The sequence below is a fragment of the Streptomyces sp. NPDC041200 genome, from assembly GCF_055591805.1.
In genome coordinates this window covers 1-18,038 of sequence record NZ_JBVIZF010000011.1, presented here as the reverse complement: position 1 = coordinate 18,038, position 18,038 = coordinate 1, and the positions used below count along the sequence as shown (strand labels likewise).

18 protein-coding genes are annotated in these 18,038 nt (G+C 71.0%); 12 read left to right on the top strand and 6 right to left on the bottom strand.

Annotated features, from left to right (window positions below; translation table 11 throughout):
* Complete coding sequence (locus ACZ6CL_RS23760; RefSeq protein WP_468938450.1) at positions 1–885, bottom strand: SigB/SigF/SigG family RNA polymerase sigma factor; 885 nt, start codon at positions 883–885, stop codon at positions 1–3.
* 236 nt (positions 886–1,121) lie between these two features.
* Between ACZ6CL_RS23760 and ACZ6CL_RS23755 the strand changes: the two genes are divergently transcribed.
* The 5 genes from ACZ6CL_RS23755 to ACZ6CL_RS23735 all read left to right on the top strand — a co-directional run bounded on the left by ACZ6CL_RS23755 (position 1,122) and on the right by ACZ6CL_RS23735 (position 7,845).
* Positions 1,122–2,087, top strand: coding sequence for an LLM class F420-dependent oxidoreductase (locus ACZ6CL_RS23755; protein WP_468938449.1), 966 nt, complete (start codon positions 1,122–1,124; stop codon positions 2,085–2,087).
* A gap of 68 nt (positions 2,088–2,155) precedes the next feature.
* Positions 2,156–3,976: a thiamine pyrophosphate-requiring protein gene (locus ACZ6CL_RS23750; RefSeq protein WP_468938447.1), complete on the top strand. Its 1,821-nt coding sequence runs from the start codon at positions 2,156–2,158 to the stop codon at positions 3,974–3,976.
* Between the two features lie 13 nt (positions 3,977–3,989).
* On the top strand, positions 3,990–5,081 hold the full coding sequence (locus tag ACZ6CL_RS23745; RefSeq protein ID WP_468938445.1) for an enolase C-terminal domain-like protein: 1,092 nt from the start codon (positions 3,990–3,992) through the stop codon (positions 5,079–5,081).
* 95 nt (positions 5,082–5,176) lie between these two features.
* Entirely contained in the window at positions 5,177–5,740 is a 564-nt protein-coding gene (locus ACZ6CL_RS23740) for a type 1 glutamine amidotransferase domain-containing protein (protein WP_468938843.1), read from the top strand.
* Positions 5,740–7,845 carry a catalase gene (locus tag ACZ6CL_RS23735; protein ID WP_468938443.1) on the top strand — a complete coding sequence of 702 codons (2,106 nt, stop codon included), beginning with the start codon at positions 5,740–5,742 and terminating at the stop codon, positions 7,843–7,845. Before ACZ6CL_RS23740 ends, ACZ6CL_RS23735 begins: the two co-directional genes overlap by 1 nt.
* A gap of 16 nt (positions 7,846–7,861) precedes the next feature.
* Here the strand turns inward: ACZ6CL_RS23735 and ACZ6CL_RS23730 are convergent, their stop codons facing one another.
* From ACZ6CL_RS23730 to ACZ6CL_RS23720, 3 genes are all read right to left on the bottom strand, one after another.
* On the bottom strand, positions 7,862–8,719 hold the full coding sequence (locus ACZ6CL_RS23730; protein WP_468938442.1) for an arylamine N-acetyltransferase family protein: 858 nt from the start codon (positions 8,717–8,719) through the stop codon (positions 7,862–7,864).
* Between the two features lie 32 nt (positions 8,720–8,751).
* Positions 8,752–10,017 (bottom strand): MFS transporter, encoded by a 1,266-nt coding sequence (locus ACZ6CL_RS23725; protein ID WP_468938441.1) that lies wholly within the window; start codon positions 10,015–10,017, stop codon positions 8,752–8,754.
* Between the two features lie 113 nt (positions 10,018–10,130).
* The gene (locus tag ACZ6CL_RS23720) at positions 10,131–10,706 is read right to left on the bottom strand and encodes an NADPH-dependent FMN reductase (protein WP_468938438.1); all 576 of its coding nucleotides are present in this window, start codon (positions 10,704–10,706) and stop codon (positions 10,131–10,133) included.
* 368 nt (positions 10,707–11,074) lie between these two features.
* Between ACZ6CL_RS23720 and ACZ6CL_RS23715 the strand changes: the two genes are divergently transcribed.
* On the top strand, positions 11,075–11,671 hold the full coding sequence (locus ACZ6CL_RS23715) for a MarR family winged helix-turn-helix transcriptional regulator (RefSeq protein WP_468938436.1): 597 nt from the start codon (positions 11,075–11,077) through the stop codon (positions 11,669–11,671).
* A 19-nt stretch (positions 11,672–11,690) separates the two neighbouring features.
* On the opposite strand, the gene ACZ6CL_RS23710 is transcribed toward ACZ6CL_RS23715, so the two are convergent.
* The gene (locus ACZ6CL_RS23710) at positions 11,691–12,290 is read right to left on the bottom strand and encodes a TIGR03086 family metal-binding protein (RefSeq protein ID WP_468938433.1); all 600 of its coding nucleotides are present in this window, start codon (positions 12,288–12,290) and stop codon (positions 11,691–11,693) included.
* Between the two features lie 258 nt (positions 12,291–12,548).
* Between ACZ6CL_RS23710 and ACZ6CL_RS23705 the strand changes: the two genes are divergently transcribed.
* The 5 genes from ACZ6CL_RS23705 (at position 12,549) to ACZ6CL_RS23685 (ending at position 15,774) form a co-directional block, all read left to right on the top strand.
* A complete protein-coding gene (locus ACZ6CL_RS23705) occupies positions 12,549–13,721 on the top strand; it encodes a baeRF2 domain-containing protein (protein ID WP_468938431.1) in 1,173 nt (390 codons plus the stop codon).
* Positions 13,722–13,780: 59 nt separating this feature from the next.
* Positions 13,781–14,164, top strand: a complete 384-nt coding sequence (locus ACZ6CL_RS23700; protein WP_468938428.1) for a DUF2795 domain-containing protein — start codon at positions 13,781–13,783, stop codon at positions 14,162–14,164.
* A 131-nt stretch (positions 14,165–14,295) separates the two neighbouring features.
* On the top strand, positions 14,296–14,436 hold the full coding sequence (locus tag ACZ6CL_RS23695; protein WP_468938426.1) for a CBS domain-containing protein: 141 nt from the start codon (positions 14,296–14,298) through the stop codon (positions 14,434–14,436).
* Between the two features lie 145 nt (positions 14,437–14,581).
* A complete protein-coding gene (locus ACZ6CL_RS23690) occupies positions 14,582–15,394 on the top strand; it encodes a methyltransferase domain-containing protein (protein ID WP_468938423.1) in 813 nt (270 codons plus the stop codon).
* A 26-nt stretch (positions 15,395–15,420) separates the two neighbouring features.
* Entirely contained in the window at positions 15,421–15,774 is a 354-nt protein-coding gene (locus tag ACZ6CL_RS23685; protein WP_468938420.1) for a VOC family protein, read from the top strand.
* A gap of 84 nt (positions 15,775–15,858) precedes the next feature.
* Here ACZ6CL_RS23685 and ACZ6CL_RS23680 read toward each other — a convergent pair whose 3' ends face one another.
* Positions 15,859–16,401, bottom strand: coding sequence for a GNAT family N-acetyltransferase (locus tag ACZ6CL_RS23680; RefSeq protein WP_468938419.1), 543 nt, complete (start codon positions 16,399–16,401; stop codon positions 15,859–15,861).
* Positions 16,402–16,653: 252 nt separating this feature from the next.
* Here ACZ6CL_RS23680 and ACZ6CL_RS23675 point away from each other — a divergent pair.
* Positions 16,654–18,038 (top strand): MFS transporter (locus tag ACZ6CL_RS23675; RefSeq protein ID WP_468938417.1); only part of this gene is annotated, 1,385 nt, incomplete at its 3' end.

Genomic DNA, 18,038 nt, shown 5'->3' with positions numbered 1-18,038 from the left:
CTAAGCGGCTTCCGCGTTGACTTGGTCGCACAGGCGCTCGCAGGTGCGGCTGATCAGCCGGGAGACATGCATCTGGGAGATGCCCATCTCGTCGGCGATGCGGCCCTGGGTCTCATCGCAGAAGAACCGCAGGTACAGGATGCGCCGTTCGCGTTCGGGCAGGGCGGCCAGCCGGGGCTTCAGCGCCTCGCGCAGGACGACGCGGTCGTAGGAGGGCTCCGGCGCGCCGAGGGTGTCGACGAGCGCGTACCCGTCGTCCGCGCCGCGCAGTTCGGCGTCCAGGGACAGGGTGCTGTAGCTCTCCAGCGCCTCCATCCCGGCCCGGACGTCCTCCTCGCTCATCCCGGTGTGCTCGGCGACCTCCGCGGCGCTCGGCGTACGGCCGTCCGGGGTGCGGGTCAGCTCCTGGACCGCCGTACGGACCCGGTTGCGCAGCTCCTGGACCCGGCGCGGGACGTGCAGACCCCACAGGTGGTCGCGGAAGTGGCGCTTGACCTCGCCGACCACCGTCGGCACGGCGAAGCTCTCGAAGGCCGTCCCGCGGTCCGGCTCGTAGCGCCCCACGGCCTTGACGAGGCCCAGCATTGCGACTTGGCGCAGATCCTCGGCGGACTCGCCGCGGTTGCGGAACTGCCCGGCCAGCCGCTCGGCCATCGGCATCCAGGCGCGGACGACGTCCTGGCGCAGGGCGTCCTTCGCCGGGCCCTCCGGCAGGGCGGCGATGCGGCGGAACTGGGCGGCGGTGTCGGGGGCGTCGTCGTGCGGACGCCGGGGCCTGCGGGAGCGCGCCTGCCGGGTGTGCGCGTGCGCCTGGGAGGGGCTTGCCCGCGCGGGGCGGGCCTGCGAGGGGTGGGTCTGACGGGTGTGTGTCCGTACCGCTGTCATGCGCCCGTGCCTCCCTTGGGCTATGGTGTGTCACCGTGGGAGCAAATCGGACAAATGGGGCGACCATTCGGGACACGCCTCGCGCAGCCGGGCTGCTCCCGTGGCGTGCCTCCGGTCCGAAGCACTAAAGATCGCGTGCCCGTCCGAGACCTTGCCAAACAAGGTTTTCTCCCGTGTTTTCTTCCCTGCGCGCCGGGTTACCCGTGGCACCGCATCCGCCGCTCAAGGAGGGTCCGATGACCGAGTACGGCTACTTCCTGGCCGCCGAGGAACACGGTCCCGCCGAGCTAGTCGAGCAGGCGCGGATGGCGGAACAGGCCGGGTTCACCTCGCTGTGGATCTCCGACCACTACCACCCCTGGAACGAGGCGCAGGGCCAGGCCTCCTTCGTCTGGTCGGTGATCGGCGCGCTGGCCCAGGCCACCTCGCTGCCCGTGCAGACGGCCGTCACCTGCCCGACGTTCCGCGTCCACCCCGCCGTCGTCGCCCAAGCGGCGGCCACCAGCGCGGTCCTGCTGGAGGGCCGGTTCCGGCTGGGCGTGGGCAGCGGTGAGGCCCTCAACGAGCATGTGCTGGGCGACCGCTGGCCCCCGGCCCCGATCCGGCTGGAGATGCTGGAAGAGGCCGTGACGGTGATGCGCCAGCTGTTCGAGGGGCGCCGGGTCAACCACCACGGCAAGCACTACACGGTGGAGAACGCCCGGCTGTTCACGGTCCCCGACGAGCCGGTGCCCATCGACATCGCCGCGTCCGGGGACGCCGCCTGCGCGCTGGCCGGGCGGGTCGGCGACGGCTTCATCACCATGTCTCCCGACGCGGAGCTGGTGGAGCGGTTCCGGCGCGGCAGCGGCGCCGGCGGCAACCACAAACCCGTACGCGGCGGCCTGAAGGTGTGCTGGGGCCCGGACGCCGACGAGGCGCTGCGCACCGCGCACCGGCTGTGGGCCGTCGAGTCGCTGCCCGGCCAGCTGCTGACGTCGCTGCCCACCCCGGCCCACTTCGAGCAGGCCTCCGAACTCGTCACGCCCGAGCGGACGGCGCGCAAGGTGACCTGCGGCGACGACATCGACGCCCACATCGGCGCGCTGTCCGCGTACGCCGAGGCCGGGTTCGACACGGTCTACGTCAACCAGATCGGCCCCGACCAGCGCGGCTTCTTCGACTTCTACCGCACCAAGGTGCTGCCGCAGCTGGCCGGTTGAGCCGGCCCCTCAGCAATTCCGAGCACCTTCGAGCACCTCCGAGCACCCCACAGGAGTGAGTGACCGACATGACCACCACAGTCGCCGACTACGTCCTCGCCCGGCTGCGCGAGTGGGGCGTCGAGCATGTCTACGGCTACCCGGGCGACGGCATCAACGGACTGCTCGCCGCCTGGGGACGGGCGGAGAACGAACCACGGTTCATCCAGGCCCGGCACGAGGAGATGGCCGCGTTCCAAGCGGTCGGCTACGCCAAGTTCAGCGGACGGCTCGGCGTCTGCGCGGCCACCTCGGGGCCCGGCGCCATCCACCTGCTGAACGGGCTCTACGACGCCAAGCTGGACCATGTCCCGGTGGTGGCGCTGGTCGGCCAGACCCACCGCAGCGCGATGGGCGGCTCGTACCAGCAGGAAGTCGACCTGCACAGCCTCTACAAGGACGTCGCCTCCGACTTCCTGGAGACCGTGACCGTCCCCGAGCAGCTGCCGAACGTCCTGGACCGGGCCATCCGCACCGCCTACGCCCGGCGCGCCCCCACCGCCGTGATCATCCCGGCGGACGTCCAGGACCTCGACTACACCCCGCCCACCCACGACTTCAAGATGGTGCCCTCCAGCCTGGACCGCAGCGGCTGGTCCGCGGTGCCCTCCAGCAGCGCGCTGGAGCGCGCCGCGGAGGTGCTGAACGCGGGCGAGCGGGTCGCCATCCTGGTCGGCCAGGGCGCCGCCGGGGCGCGCGGCGAGGTTCGGCAGGTGGCCGACACGCTCGGCGCGGGCATCGCCAAGGCGCTCCTCGGACTGGATGTGCTCAGCGATGACCTGCCGTATGTCACCGGGCCCATCGGCCTGCTGGGCACCCGCCCCTCGTACGAGCTGATGCGCGACTGCGACACCCTGCTGACGATCGGCTCCAGCTTCCCGTACACCCAGTTCCTGCCGGAGTTCGGCAAGGTCCGCGGGGTGCAGGTGGACCTCGATCCGCACATGATCGGGATGCGCTACCCGTACGAGGTCAACCTCGTCGGGGACGCGCGCGAGACGCTGCTGCGGCTGCTGCCCATGCTGCGCCGCAAGGAGTCCCGCGACTGGCAGGACGACATCATGGCGGGCGTACGGCGCTGGGACGAGGTGATGGAGCGCCGCGCCGAGGTGTCCGCCGACCCCATCAACCCCGAGTACGTGGCCCACTGCCTGAACCCGCTGCTCCCCGAGGACGCCATCCTCACCTGCGACTCCGGCTCCGTCGCCAACTGGTACGCCCGCCATGTGCGGATGCGCGGCCGGATGCGCGGCTCCCTGTCCGGCACCCTGGCCACCATGGGCAGCGGCGTGCCGTACGCGATCGGCGCCAAGTTCGCCCAGCCGGACCGGCCCGTGGTGGCGCTCGTCGGCGACGGCGCGATGCAGATGAACGGCATGGCGGAGCTGATCACCGCGGCCAAGTACCGCCACACGTGGGACGATCCGCGGCTGATCGTCGCCGTCTGGAACAACCAGGACCTCAACCAGGTGACCTGGGAGATGCGGGCGATGGGCGGCGCGCCCCAGTTCCTGCCCTCGCAGGAGATCCCGGACGTGTCCTCGGCGCGGTTCGCCGAATCGCTCGAGCTCAGAGGCATCCGGGTGGAGAAGCCCGAACAGGTCGAGCAGGCGTGGCGCGAGGCGCTGGCCGCGGACGGCCCGGTGTGCATCGAGTTCCTGACCGACCCGGCCGTGCCGCCGATCCCGCCGCACGCGACCTGGGAGCAGATGGAGGCCACGCTCGAATCGATGGTCAAGGGCGACCCGGACCGCACCGGCATGGTCCGGCAGGGGCTGAAGGCGAAGGTGCAGGAGTTCCTGCCACACCGGTCGCAGCGGGGCAAGAAGCCCGACGGCGACGACACGTGAGCCCGGGTACGCCGTGAAGATCGACCGGCTGGACGTCACCGCCTATACGGTGCCGACCGACGCGCCCGAGGCGGACGGCACGTACGCCTGGGACGAGACCACCGTCGTGGTGGTCGAGGCGCGCAGCGAGCTGACCACCGGCCTCGGCTGGACCTACGCTCCGGCCGACGCCGGGTCGGTGGTCTGCGACCTGCTGCGCGCCCACGTCCTGGGCCGCCCCGTCATGGACGTCGCGGGGACGAACGAGGTCATGGGCCGCGCCGTGCGCAACGCGGGGCGGCCGGGGCTGGTGTCCTGCGCCATCTCCGCGGTGGACATCGCGCTGTGGGACCTCAAGGCGCGGCTGCTGGAGCTGCCGCTGCCGCGGCTGATCGGCGCGGTGCACGAGACCGTGCCGGTGTACGGCTCCGGCGGCTTCACCACGTACCACGACACCCATCTGGCCACCCAGCTGACCGGCTGGGTGCACGGCCAGGGCATCGAACGCGTCAAGATCAAGATCGGCGAGGCCTGGGGCCGGGCCGTCGAACGCGACCTGGCCCGGGTGCGCCACGCCCGCGACGCCATCGGCCCGCACGCCGAGCTGTACGTGGACGCGAACGGCGCCTACAACCGCAAGCAGGCGGTGCGGATGGGCCACGCGCTCGCCGAGAGCGGGGTCGGCTGGTTCGAGGAGCCGGTCTCCTCCGACGACCTGGACGGTCTGCGGGTCGTCCGCGACCTGGTGGTCTGCGACGTCACGGCGGGCGAGTACGGCTACATGCTGCCGTACTTCGCGCGGCTGGCGCCGGTCGTGGACTGCCTCCAGGCCGACGCCACCCGCTGCGGCGGGCTCACCGTCTGGCTGCGGGCGGCCGCCCTCGCCGAGGCCATGGGGCTGGAGATCTCCGCGCACTGCGCCCCGCACGCCCACGCGCACGCGGCCGCGTGCGTACCGAACCTGCGCCACCTCGAGTGGTTCCACGACCACGCGCGCATCGAGTCCACCCTCTTCACCGGCGCCCTCGACCCCACCGGCGGCCAGGTGCGGCCCGGCGTGAGCGGCGCGCCCGGGCACGGCATGTCCTTCCGCCACGAGACGGCGACGCCGTACCGGGTGCTCTGACGTGCCGCGCTCGGTTTCGGCGCCGTCCTGCTGGCTACCCGCCGGGCGGACGACGGATGACGTGCGTACGGATACACCGGAAGGACGTGAACACAATGAAGGTCGCCTTTCTCGTCGCCCCAGAAGGCGTTGAGCAGGTCGAACTCACCGATCCGTGGCAGGCGGTCCGCGACGCCGGCGGCACGCCCCGACTGGTGTCCACCGCGTCCGGCCGCGTCCAGGCGTTCCACCACCTCGACAAGGCCGACACCTTCGAGGTCGACCAGACGGTGAAGGACGCGAGCGTGGACGAGTACGACGGCCTGGTGCTGCCCGGCGGGGTCGCCAACCCCGACCTGCTGCGCCTGGACAAGCGGGCCATCGCCTTCGTCAAGGGCTTCTTCGACGCGGGCAAACCGGTCGCCGCCATCTGCCACGCCCCCTGGACGCTGGTCGAGGCCGACGTCGTACGCGGCCGCACCCTCACCTCGTTCCCCAGCGTGCGCACCGACATCACCAACGCGGGCGGCGTCTGGGTGGACGAGCAGGTCAAGATCTGCCGGGGCGGCTCCAACACCCTGATCACCAGCCGTAAGCCGGACGACCTCAAGGCGTTCGACGAGGCCTTTGTGGAGGAGTTCGCGAAGGCCGCGGGCTCGGCGCGGAAGGGAGCGGCGTGATGACCCAGCAGCCGGACCGCAAGGAGCGGCAGCGCGAAGCGCACCTGGCCGCCGACCCCGCCGAGGGGCCGCTGACCACCGACCAGGGGGTGGCGGTCGATCACACCGACGACTCCCTCACGGCGGGCGAGCGCGGCCCCACGCTGATGGAGGACTTCCACTTCCGCGAGAAGCTCACCCACTTCGACCATGAGCGGATCCCGGAGCGGGTGGTGCACGCGCGCGGCGCGGGCGCGTACGGGTACTTCGAGCCGTACGAGTCCTGCGCGGAGTTCACCAAGGCCGCCTTCCTCCAGGACCCGTCCGTGCGCACCCCCGTCTTCGTACGGTTCTCCACCGTGCAGGGGCCGCGCGGCTCGGCCGACACGGTGCGCGACGTCCGCGGCTTCGCCACCAAGTTCTACACCTCGGAGGGGAACTACGACCTGGTCGGCAACAACATGCCGGTCTTCTTCATCCAGGACGGCATCAAGTTTCCCGACTTCGTACACGCGGTCAAACCCGAACCGCACAACGACATCCCGACGGGTGCCTCCGCGCACGACACCCTGTGGGACTTCGTCTCCCTCCAGCCCGAGACCCTGCACACGATCATGTGGCTGATGTCGGACCGGGCGATCCCGCGCAGCTACCGCATGATGCAGGGCTTCGGCGTCCACACCTTCCGCTTCGTGGACACCAGCGGCAAGGGCACCTTCGTGAAGTTCCACTGGAAGCCCAAGCTCGGCGTCCACTCCCTGGTGTGGGACGAGGCCCAGGAGTGCCAGGGCCGGGACCCCGACTTCAACCGGCGCGACCTGTGGGACGCCATCGAGGCGGGCGAATACCCGGAGTGGGAGCTGGGCGTCCAGCTCGTCCCGGAAGAGGACGAGTTCAACTTCGACTTCGACCTGCTCGACGCCACGAAGCTCATCCCGGAGGAGCAGGTGCCCGTCCGGCCCATCGGCCGCATGGTCCTGGACCGCAACCCGCACAACTTCTTCGCCGAGACCGAACAGGTCGCGTTCCACACCGCCAATGTCGTGCCCGGCATCGACTTCACCAACGACCCGCTGCTCCAGGCCCGCAACTTCTCCTACCTGGACACCCAGCTGATCCGGCTCGGCGGCCCCAACTTCGCCCACATCCCGGTCAACCAGCCCGTCGCCCCGGTCCGCACCAACCACCGCGACGGCTACCACCAGACCGAGATCCACCGGGGCACCAACTACTCCCCCAACTCACTGGGCGGTGGCTGCCCGGCCCTCGCCGGGGCGGACGGCTACGCCTACACCCACTACGCGGAACGCGTCGACGGCGACAAGATCCGCAAGCGCAGCCCCAGCTTCAAGGACTTCTACAGCCAGCCCGCCATGTTCTGGAACAGCATGAGCGACTGGGAACGCAAGCACATCGTCGACGCCTTCCGCTTCGAACTCGGCAAGGTCGGCGCGGTGCAGGTACGGGAGCGTACGGTCGGCGAGCTGGCCCACATCGACTACGGCCTGGCCACGGCCGTCGCCGAGGGCATCGGCGTCGCCAACCCCACCCCGGTCAACGACAACCACAAACCCGTCGCCTCCCCCGCCCTCAGCCTGGACAACCTGGGCGGCGACCACTCCATCCGCACCCGCACCGTCGCGGTGCTCGTCACGGACGGCGTGGACGCCCACCAGCTCACCCAGGCCCAGGAGGCGCTGACCGCCGAGGGCGCCATCGTCGAAGCGCTCGCGGCCCACGACGGCAAGGTGCGCGGCAGCGACGGCAACGGGTACGCGGTCGACCGCGCCCTGCCCACGGTCGCCTCCGTCCTCTACGACGCCGTCCTGTTGCCCGGCGGGCCCCCCGGCACCCCGGACCTGGCCTCCGACGAGGCCGCCATGCGCTTCGTCCGCGACGCCTACCGCCACGGCAAGCCGATCGGCGCCCTGGGCTCCGGCGTCGGCATCCTCACCGCCCTCAACCCCGACGGCCTGCACCTGTCCGCCGGACACGGGCAGGTCTGCACGGACCGGGGTGTGGTCACCGATACGACGACGGGCGCGGCGAGCGAGGAGTTCACCCGGGCCTTCGCCGAAGCCCTGGCCGCCCACCGCCACTGGACCCGCCCCCCGGCCCGTCCCTGACCCGGCGGGGTCGTGTTCAGTCGAGGAAGGCCCGTACGGCGGCGGCTTCCTCGTCGGTGAGGGTGATGCCGAAGCCGTCGCGCAGCTCCTGCACCGCCTGGTCCGCGGTGAGCTGGCGTTCGTCGATGAGGCCGTCCGGACGCTGCGTCCGCAGCGTCCGGTCACGCAGGACGCGGCGGGACGTGTCGTCGCCGCGCTGGGCCACGATGTGGCCGGTGAAGACGGACTTGGGGTGGGTGGCGGTGTAGTGGAAGGACGCCAGGAAGTCGCTCGGGGCCTGGGTCTCCAGTCCGAAGGCGTAGACGTCGAACCAGCTGTCCCCATTGAGCGAGCGGAGCACCCAGGTCTCCTCGCACTCCCTGACCACCTGCCACGTCCAATCACCGACGGTGGCCCGGCCCCCGTGCTCGAAGGGGACGGGGTGGAGCGGCCCCGCGTCCCCGAAGCCGACGTCCACGAGGTAGGTGCGCCCCCCGGCCTCCGCGGTCAGCATGGTGTGGGAGCGGAAGCGGACGTCCGTGGTGTTGCCGCGGCGGACGCGGGCCAGGTGGCGGTGAACGGTGAAGCCCAGGGTCTCCAGGACGGCCGCGAACAGCAGATTGTGTTCCAGGCACATGCCTCCCCGCCCACGGTGGACGAGCTTGTCCTGGATGCCCGCGACGCCGGTCGGTACGAGGATGTCGAGCCCCACGTCGATCGACTCGAAGCAGATGGTGTCGACATGGCGCCGATGGATTTCGGTGAGGGTCGCCGAGGTCGCCTCGCGCGGGCCGGAGTAGCCGATCCGGGCGAAGTACGCGTCCAGATCCGGGGTTGCGTCCTCCCACAGCGAGCGCTGGACGGTGCTGGCGGAGGTGGGGAGAGAATGGGTCATCGCAGGTCTCCTCGACGATGCTGTGGCGTGGCTCAGGCGCGCTGGGACACGGCTTCGGCTTCGGCCTTCTCGCTGGGCTGGGAGCGTGCCGCGACCGTGTCCTTGTGCGGCCGGGCGCCGGTCGGTCCGAGCAGGGTGACGATGAGGGCCGCGATCAGGTACGTCGCGGCGAGGCACAGGGCCGTGGGCACGAATTCCCCGAAGAGCGCCGGGACTTGGGCGCCCAGCCCGGCGCACAGGTTGAGGACGAAGCTGAAGACCGCGAGCGCGGTCCCCGCGGCGGGCCCCGCCGCTTGGCCGGTCGACTGCACCAGGGCCGGTGTGGCGCTGGACGAGGCGAGCATGGTGACGAACATGGCGGCGCCCATCCCGACCACGCTGTCGTTCAGGACCGCGGCGGTGCCCAGGCCGGTACCGCAGAGCGCGAGGGCCCCGGCGGCCCGCCATTTGGCCACGATCCGGGCGAGCACGGGCGCCAGCAGCACCGAGGCGACCAGGGCGGGCAGCGCGCTGGCGCGCAGTCCCAGCATGGCCTCGTGATCACCGGCCAGGCCGGAGGGTCCGTAGAGCTGGATCGCGGTGTAGGCGGAGGTGATGCCGCCGAGTGAGATCACGCCGCCCACCAGGAAGGGGACGACGCGCAGCAGACCGGAGCGCGGCGCGGTGGCCGGCTGTCCGGCCTTCTGGGGCGCCCCCTTGGCCGTGGAGCCGGGGAGGTCGGGGAGCATCACCTTGTGCACCGCCACGGCCGACAGGGCCAGGAGCGGACCGGAGACCCAGAACAGCGACTGCCACCCGAACGCCGGTTCCAGCAGCTGGGCGGCGACCTGTCCGACGACCAGGCAACCGCCCAGGGAACAGGAGATGATGGTGATCGCCGTGGCGAGCCGGGAGGCGGGCAGCCGCTGGCCGAAGTAGGCGTAGACCACGGGAGAGAAGACGCCTGCCGCGATGCCCTGCACCGCTCGGACCAGGGAGCCGGCCAGGAGTGATTCGGTGAACGGCACCAGCATCGTGATCACGGCCATCACGGAGATCGACCACACCAGAGCGCCCCTCCGGCCGAGCCGGTGACTGAGGGGCGCGGCGAGCAGCGAGCCGAAGGCGAAGGCGATGGCGAAGGATGTGGTGGCCCAGGCGGCCCCCTCGTCGGTGGTGTGCCAGGCGGAAGCGAAGCTGGGTATGAGCGGGATCGTGGCGTAAGCCTGGCTGGCCAGGATGATCGCGATCGGGGCCAGCGTCCCCACGGTACGGGCGAACGGCGCTTCGAGCGCTTTCGTCCCGGTGTCGGTTGTCATGATGGCTGTGCCTCTCCGGGGCAGTGGTGTTCGAAACCGTGCGGGACCGTGGCCTGCGGTCCGGTACACACGGTCGTGACGCGCCGCAGGCCACGGTTTCCGGGGGCGTGCGGTCAGGCCTCCTGCAGTCGGCCGGCAGGCCGGCCGACAGGTGGGGCGGCGCTGATGACCGCCCGGCGCAACTGCATCGCGATCTCGGGGTCGTCGGCGGGGTGGGTGTCGGCGAAGCGCTCCTGAGTCCCGCCCACGGCCACTCCCTGGCCGGGGATCACCTGGGCACCGGCGACACCGAGCGCCTTCTTGACCTCTTCCTGGGCCCATACGCCGCCGAACTGGCCGTACGTCGCGCTCAGTACAACCGTCGGTTTGCCGGACAGGGCGCTTGCCCCGTAGGGGCGGGAGAGCCAGTCGAGGGCGTTCTTCAGAACGGCCGAAGTCGTGCCGTTGTACTCCGGGGTGAAGAACATGAGGGCGTCCGCGTCGGCGACGGCCCGGCGCACGGCGACGGCCTGGGACGGGGTGATGCCGCCGAGATCGATGTCCTCGTCGTAGTAGGGGAGTTCGGCCAGCCCTTCGACGATCTCGATGGCCACGCCGTCAGGGCTCACCCTGGCCGCGGCTTCGGCGAGTTGTCGGTTGAACGAGCCGGCTCTGAGGCTGCCGACGAGAGCGATGATGCGCACAGGCATGACGAAGTGACTCCTAAAACTGGCTTTGACTCAGGCTGGGCCTGAAGTGTTCGTGGAGTTGGGGACGTTCGGTGATGTCTGGTGCGAGCTTGATTGATGTGGGCATGCCATCTCGCCGGTCATCGCCCACCGCGGTTCACACGTAAGCAGATTCCAGCCATCGACGTCAAACAATTCGCCATCGAACTATCAGGGGTTACGGCGGACCGGGCGGACGCCACCTTGCGTTTGCACGAGCTGTATGCTCAGTTTCAGAAGATTTAGCGTCGAATGATTCGACCTCGAAGTTGGGGTCGGTCGATCAAGGAGCGGAGGGCAGTCGGCGCGTGAGGGACCAGCGGCAGGCGGCCGACAACACGTTGGCCACCATGAGCAGGGAGACCACGGCGGGCGAGCCCGCCGAACCGGCAGGCGTGACCGACGCCGTCGACGTGATCCTCCAGCAGTGGGGGCGCGTCCGGCCAGATCTCGACGCCTCTCCGATGGGCGTGATCGGGCGCCTGTCCCGTGCCGCGCGGCTGACCGGCCTGCACGTCGACGATTACCTGCGCTCCGAAGGGCTGGAGAGCTGGGAATTCGACGTCCTCGCGACCCTGCGGCGAGCCGGTGCGCCGTACACCCTCAGCTCCAAGGAACTGGCCTCCGCCAGCATGATCGGAGCCGCGGCGATGACCAACCGCGTGGCCCGGCTCCTGGACCGGGGGCTGCTCACTCGCGAGCAGGACGCCCAGAACCGGCGCAGGGTGAAGATCACCCTGACGGCCGAAGGCATGGAACTGGTCGACCGGGTCGTCGAAGGACACCTTGAGAACGAACGCGAACTCATGGAAGGCATGACCCCGGAACAGCAGGACCAGCTGGCCCACCTGCTGCGCCTTCTCCTCGTCTCCCTCGGGGACGAGACGAAGGTCGCCACCGATGAGTCATGCCCGGTCCAGTGTCCGGTGCCCGTCATCGAGCACTGAGGGGTGCCTCGCCTCGGCGCTACGTCTCGCGGCCCAGCAAGGCCAGCAGCTTCGTCTGGGCGTCGGCGCCCGGCGGGGGTTCCACCGGGGCCGCGAAGAGGCCGCTCTTCTCCAGCTCCGCCGCGTACGGCGCGACCGCCCGGACGGAGAAGTCGACCAGCGGCTTCGGGAGCCGCTCCCCGGCGCCGATGGCCCGGGCCAGATCCCACGCGTGGACCGTCGCGTCGACGGTCATCTGGGAGCAGTATTCGGTGGCGGGGCTCGCCCCGTAGGAGAGGGCGACGGTGCGCTCCAGGGCGCCCGGTTCGCGGAAGGCCGTACGGGCGACGGCCGCGGCCGCGTCCCAGGTGGCGACGGGATCTTCGCCGAGCTGGTCACCGGACAGCACATCGCCCTCGCCACTCGCGCTCGCGCCCTCGCGGAGCAGCGAGGGCACCCACATCTGCTCGACCGCCAAGTGGTTCACCAGGTCCCGCACGGTCCACTCGGCGCAGGGCGTGGGGGCGTCCCACTGGTCGGCCCCTACGGTGTGCACCCGCTCGGTGAACAGGTCCAGCGCCTCAGCGTGTCTGGCCAGCAGCGGATTGTCCGCCATGGGGTTCGCGGAGGTGTCAGTCATGCGCGCCGGGTACCCGCGCCACGCGGCGTTAATAAGGGACGCAGAGGCGCCGGGCACGAGCCCCTGATCTCCCGTGCCCGGCGCCACCCTCACTCCCTGCGGGCCGCTCGGCCACCCGTCGAGTCCCCGGACCGGGCTGCGTAAAACCGTGAACCGGTGAAAAAAAATCTTCCGGACGCCAGCAGTGCGGTCCGTGTCGATGACGTGGTGACGGGTACGCGGGAGGGACGAAACACCCGGACCGCCGGGAGGGAGTACATGCGACTCGGATTTTTGAATCCGCTGTTCGAACGCCCAGGCCCCTGGGCGACCGTCTACGTCGACACCTCGCACCCCGACCAGTCCTCGGCCGAGGAGCACGAGCGCTCCGCCCGCGAGGCGTGCCGCCGACTGGAGCAGCAGGGCGCCGATGAGCGCACCTGCCGTGCGATGTACGACGAGCTGGCCACCGTGACACCGGCGACCGAGCCGGTGGGACGTGCCGTCTTCGCCTCGCGCGGCGAGGTGGTGCTCGGCCCGTCGCTGACGGCGCCGCCACAGACCGCGCCCCGGGCCTGCTGGTCGGCCCTGCCGCACGTGGGGCCGCTGATGGAGCTGGCGGGCGACGACCCGTCCTGCCTGGTGGCGTACATCGACCGCACCGGCGCGGACTTCGAGCTGCGCGGCGCGCGCGGCGACCGGGCCGTGGGGCAGGTGACCGGGCAGCAGTGGCCGGTGCACCGCACCGCGACGGCCGACTGGTCGGAGCGCCATTTCCAGCTGCGGACGGAGAACACCTGGGAGCACAACGCGGGGCTGATCGCGGACGAGCTGCGGGCCCACCAGGAGGAGACCCAGGCCGATCTGGTGCTGCTGGTGGGGGACGCGCGCGAGCGGCGCGCCGTCCACGACCGGCTGCCGGAGCAGCTGCGCGGCAGGACCGCGGAGACCGCTCACGGCGGCCGGGCCGCCGGTTCGGCCTCGCCCGGTACGCACGCCGCCCGACTGCTGGACCGCGACGTGGACGAGGTGCGGGCCCGGCATGTGCACGACCACACCGAGGAGGCGATGGAACGGTTCCGGGCGGGCCGCGTGCCGGTGGACGGCCGGGTGACGGCGGCGGAAGGCGTTCCGACGCTGGTCGACGCGGCGCGCGAGCACCGCATCGGCACGCTGCTGATCCGGCCGGACGGCACCGACCTGTACCGCGAGGTATGGGCGGGCGCCGAGCCGGACCAGGTGGCGATGCGCCGTACCGACCTGCAGTACCTGGGCGACGCCCACCCCGTCGCGGTGCGCGCCGACGACGCGCTGATCCGCTCGGCCGTGGCCACCGGCGCCGAGGTGCTGACGGTGCCGCCCGGCAGCGGGCCGGACGACACGAACGGAGCCCCGGTCGGGGGACTGGGCGCACTGCTGCGCTGGCCGTACGAGGGCGGCGGAACGCAGTGAATTCTCGGGGACATGACCATCCCACGAGCACCACGGACCCGTGAAGGAAGGGGACCGACATGCAGCGAGGCAGCAGCCGGCTGAGCGTTCACCGGGACGAGGAGATGAAGCAGGAGCTTCAGGGCCTGATCCGTTCCGGCCATCCAACCCGGGTCGAGGAGTGGCACGACCCGGAGCCCGCCGCCGACGACGACCCGGAGGTGACGACCGGGCCGGTGCCCGCACCGGGGGCGACCGGCCAGGCGGAGGCGCTCCGCTTCGAGTTCGCCCGCCATCTGGGCCGTACGACGTTCCCGGCGGGGCGGAGCGCCGTGCTGCGCGTACTGCACGAGCGGCACGCGCCGGACCAGCTGATCGCCCTGGCCCAGGAGCTGCCCGCCGACGAGACGTTCCACACCGTGCAGGAGGTGGTCTCCGCGCTCGGCCTGCGCCCGGAGGCGTAACGCCTCACGGCGTAAGGCTTCAGGGCATAGGGTCCCCACTCCGCGCCCTCACCCATCACGCTGCGCGCGGTCGCGGACGGCGTCGATCCGTCCGCTGACGGTCAGCTGCCATCCGGTGTGCCCCGGACCCGGTGACCATCGGCCCAGACGAGGAGATCGCCGAGGCGGCCGCGCTGATGCGGCAGCACGAGGTGCGGCGGCTGCCGGTGGTCCGGGCGGGGCGCCCGGTGGGTGTGGTGAGCATGGCGGACCTGGAGCGGGCGCCCGCCTGAGGGACGGACCCGGACGCCAAGGGACGTCACATGGGCGGTGGGGAACGGTAGTTGCCGTTCCCCACCGCCTTTCTCACACCCATCACTAGACCACATGGCGAGACAACTCTTCTCGTGATACGAGATGGCGGCGTAGGGTTCCGGCATGCCGAACGACGCCGTCTACACCCACGGACACCACGAGTCGGTGCTGCGCTCGCACACCTGGCGCACCGCCGCCAACTCCGCGGCCTATCTGACCGGCCACCTCACACCCTCCACGCGCATCCTGGACATCGGCTGCGGCCCCGGCACCATCACCGCCGATCTGGCCGAACTGGTGCCCCAGGGCGAGGTCGTGGGCGTCGACGCGGAGCCGTCCATCCTGGAGCAGGCGCGGGCGGCCGCCGATGAGCGCGGGCTGACCAACACGCGCTTCGCGGTCGCCGATGTCCACGGTCTGGACTTCCCCGACGACTCCTTCCACGTCGTCCACGCCCACCAAGTACTCCAGCACGTCGGTGACCCGGTGCGCGCGCTGCGCGAGATGCGGCGGGTGTGCGAACCGGGCGGCATCGTCGCGGCCCGCGACAGCGACTACGCCGCGATGACCTGGTATCCGCACGTCCCCGGGCTGGACGCCTGGCTGGACCTCTACCGCCGGGTCGCCCGCGCCAACGGCGGCGAACCGGACGCCGGGCGGCGGCTGCGCTCCTGGGCCCTGGAGGCGGGCTTCCCTGCCACCGCCGTCACCTCGACCGCCGGTACGTGGTGCTACGCCACCCCCGAGGAGCGCGCGTGGTGGAGCGGACTGTGGGCGGACCGCACGGTGGCGTCCTCGTACGCCCGGCGCGCGGTCGAGGGCGGCCACGCCACCGAGGCGCAGCTACGGGACGTAGCGAGCGCCTGGCGGGAGTGGGGCGACCGGGCCGACGGATGGTTCGCCGTCCTGCACGGCGAGGTCCTGTGCCGCGTCTGACATGCGGTTCAACTAGGCTCGCCCGCATGGACATCATGGGGACTTCACTGCGGGTCTGCGTCGACGATCTGGACTCGGCCATCACCGTCTACGAACGGCTCACCGGCGCCGAGGCATCCCGCTTCCAGCGCGGCGGCGTCTCGGTCGCGGCGGTCGGCTGCTTCTTTCTGATGAGCGGCCCGGAGTCGGAGATGGAGATCCTCCGCAAGATCGCGGCGACGATCGCGGTGAAGGACGTGGACGAGGCGATCGCCGATCTGACGGCGGTCGGCGCGCAGATCGTCGCGGGCCCGATCCCCGCCCCCACCGGCCGCATGCTGATCGCCCGCCACCCGGACGGCTCGATCTTCGAGTACGTGGACCGCAACCCCGGCGCATGAGAACCCCCTGGTGAGGCGCCCTCGGCCGGATCGGGCCGGGGGCGTCTCCTGTTCGTCAGCGGTGAACCTCACCAGCCGTGAGCCTCACTCCGGCCCCAGCATGTCACTGGTCATGGCCCAGCGGTCGTGGTCGCGCCACGCGCCCTCGATGTAGAGGAAGTCGGGTGAAAAGCCCTCCAGCCGGAAGCCGTGCCGCTTCACGAGCGCGGTCGACGCCTCGTTGCCGGGCTGGATGTTGACCTCGATCCGGTGCAGCCCGAGCGGCCCGAAGGCCTGCCGCAGCACCAGCCCGAGCCCCTCGGACATATAGCCGCGCCCGGCGGCGGGCGGGAAGGCGCCGTAGCCGATCGCGCCGCACTGGAACGCGCCGCGCACGATGTTGTTGATGTTGATGAACCCGGCGAGCGCTCCGGTCTCCCGTACGCAGACCAGGAAGCCGCGCCGGTCCTCCCGCTCCAGCTGACCGATGAAGCCCTCGTACGCCTCGTCGGTCGTGGGCAGCGTCAGCCAGGGGCTGTGGAAGCCGGCGCTCTGCCGCGCGAGACGGACGAATTCGGCACCGTCCTCGCGCCGGTGCGGCCGGATGGCCGCGCGGGCCCCCTCGGCGAGATACGCGTGATCAGGCATGGGCCGATGATGGTACGGAGGCCGCTCCTCTGCCACCGCTTTGGGCCACGCCACACCTCTACGGTCACATTCATGAACTCCGCCCGCGAAGGCCCTCTTGACTTTTCGGGCTCGACGGGAGACCTGAACGCCAGGTCAGCACTGCGGAATCGTTGCTTCATGAGGCATTGACCGAGTACATGCAGAACCGTATGGTCCTGCGCACCACTCGTTGAGCGTTCACAGGGATGAACATATCGCCAGGAGAGCACCATGGCACAGCAGGGACCCACCGGCCAGGACGCGGCGCCCGCCCCGGAGCTGGTCGACCGGGCGGTGAGCAAGTTCTTGCGGCGCGTCATGCCGATGCTGGTGTTGATGCTGGTCGTCAATCAGATGGACCGCACCAACGTCGGTTTCGTCCAGGACGACCTCAGTGCCGACATCGGAGTCGGCGCCGCCGCCTACGGACTGGGCGCCGGGCTGTTCTTCATCAGCTACGCGATCTTCGAAGTGCCGAGCAACATGCTCATGGAGCGCTTCGGCGCCCGCGTCTGGCTGACCCGCATCATGATCAGCTGGGGAGCGGTGACGCTCGCCATGTGCTTCATGCACGGCGTCACCTCCTTCTACGTCCTGCGCTTCCTGCTCGGCATCGCTGAGGCGGGGTTCTTCCCGGGCGTCATGTACTACTTCACCACCTGGCTGCCCAACTCCTACCGGGGCCGGGCCAGCGCCCTCTTCCTCGGCGGCTCCGCGACCGCCTACATCGTCACCGGCCCGATCAGCGGCGCGCTCCTCGAAATGCACGGCCTCGGCGGCTTCGCCGGGTGGCGCTGGATGTTCGCCATGGAGGGCGCCATCTCGATCGTGGTGGGCCTCATCGCCGCGTTCTTCCTGGTCTCCAAGATCGCCGACGCCCGCTGGCTCACCGCCGAGGAGCGGACGGCGCTGAGCGCGGCGGTCGAGCGCGACCGGGCCAGCCGCAGCCGCGAGCCCAAGGTGTCCCGGCTGCGGCTGGTGCTCCACCCGCAGGTCGCGCTCCTCACGCTCGTCTTCTTCGCCATGGCGCTGACCGGCTACGCCATCACCTTCTGGCTGCCGAGCCTGGTCGACGACATCGGCGGGCTGTCGCCCTTCCAGATCGGACTGCTCTCGGCCGTCCCGTGGATCTGCGCCGTGATCACCATGTACACCATGAGCCGCTACACCGACCGCGTGCCGGACCGGCGCCCCTACCTGGCGATCGTGCTGGTGCTGTCGGCCATCGGCACCTTCCTGGCCACGCTCGGCTCCCCGTGGTTCGGCCTCGCGGCCATCACGCTGGCCGCCGTCGGCAGCAAGTGCGGCGCCAACCTCTTCTGGCCGCTGGCCCAGTCCAGCCTCGACCTCAAGGTCACGGCCTCCGGGCTCGCCGTCATCAACTCGCTCGGCAACCTGGGCGGCTTCGTCGCCCCGACGCTCTTCGGCTACCTGGAGGAGAGCACGGGCAGCACCAACGGCGGGCTCTACGCGCTCTCCGCCGCCTCCCTGGTCGCCGTCGTCGGGGTCTACCTACTGCGCCGCCCGGCGGCGGGGACCGGCGCCGGGGAGGGGGGAGGGGGTGACGCCGCCGGGGGGTTGAGGGGAGAGCGCGGGAGGGGTGTGCCTAGGGGAGG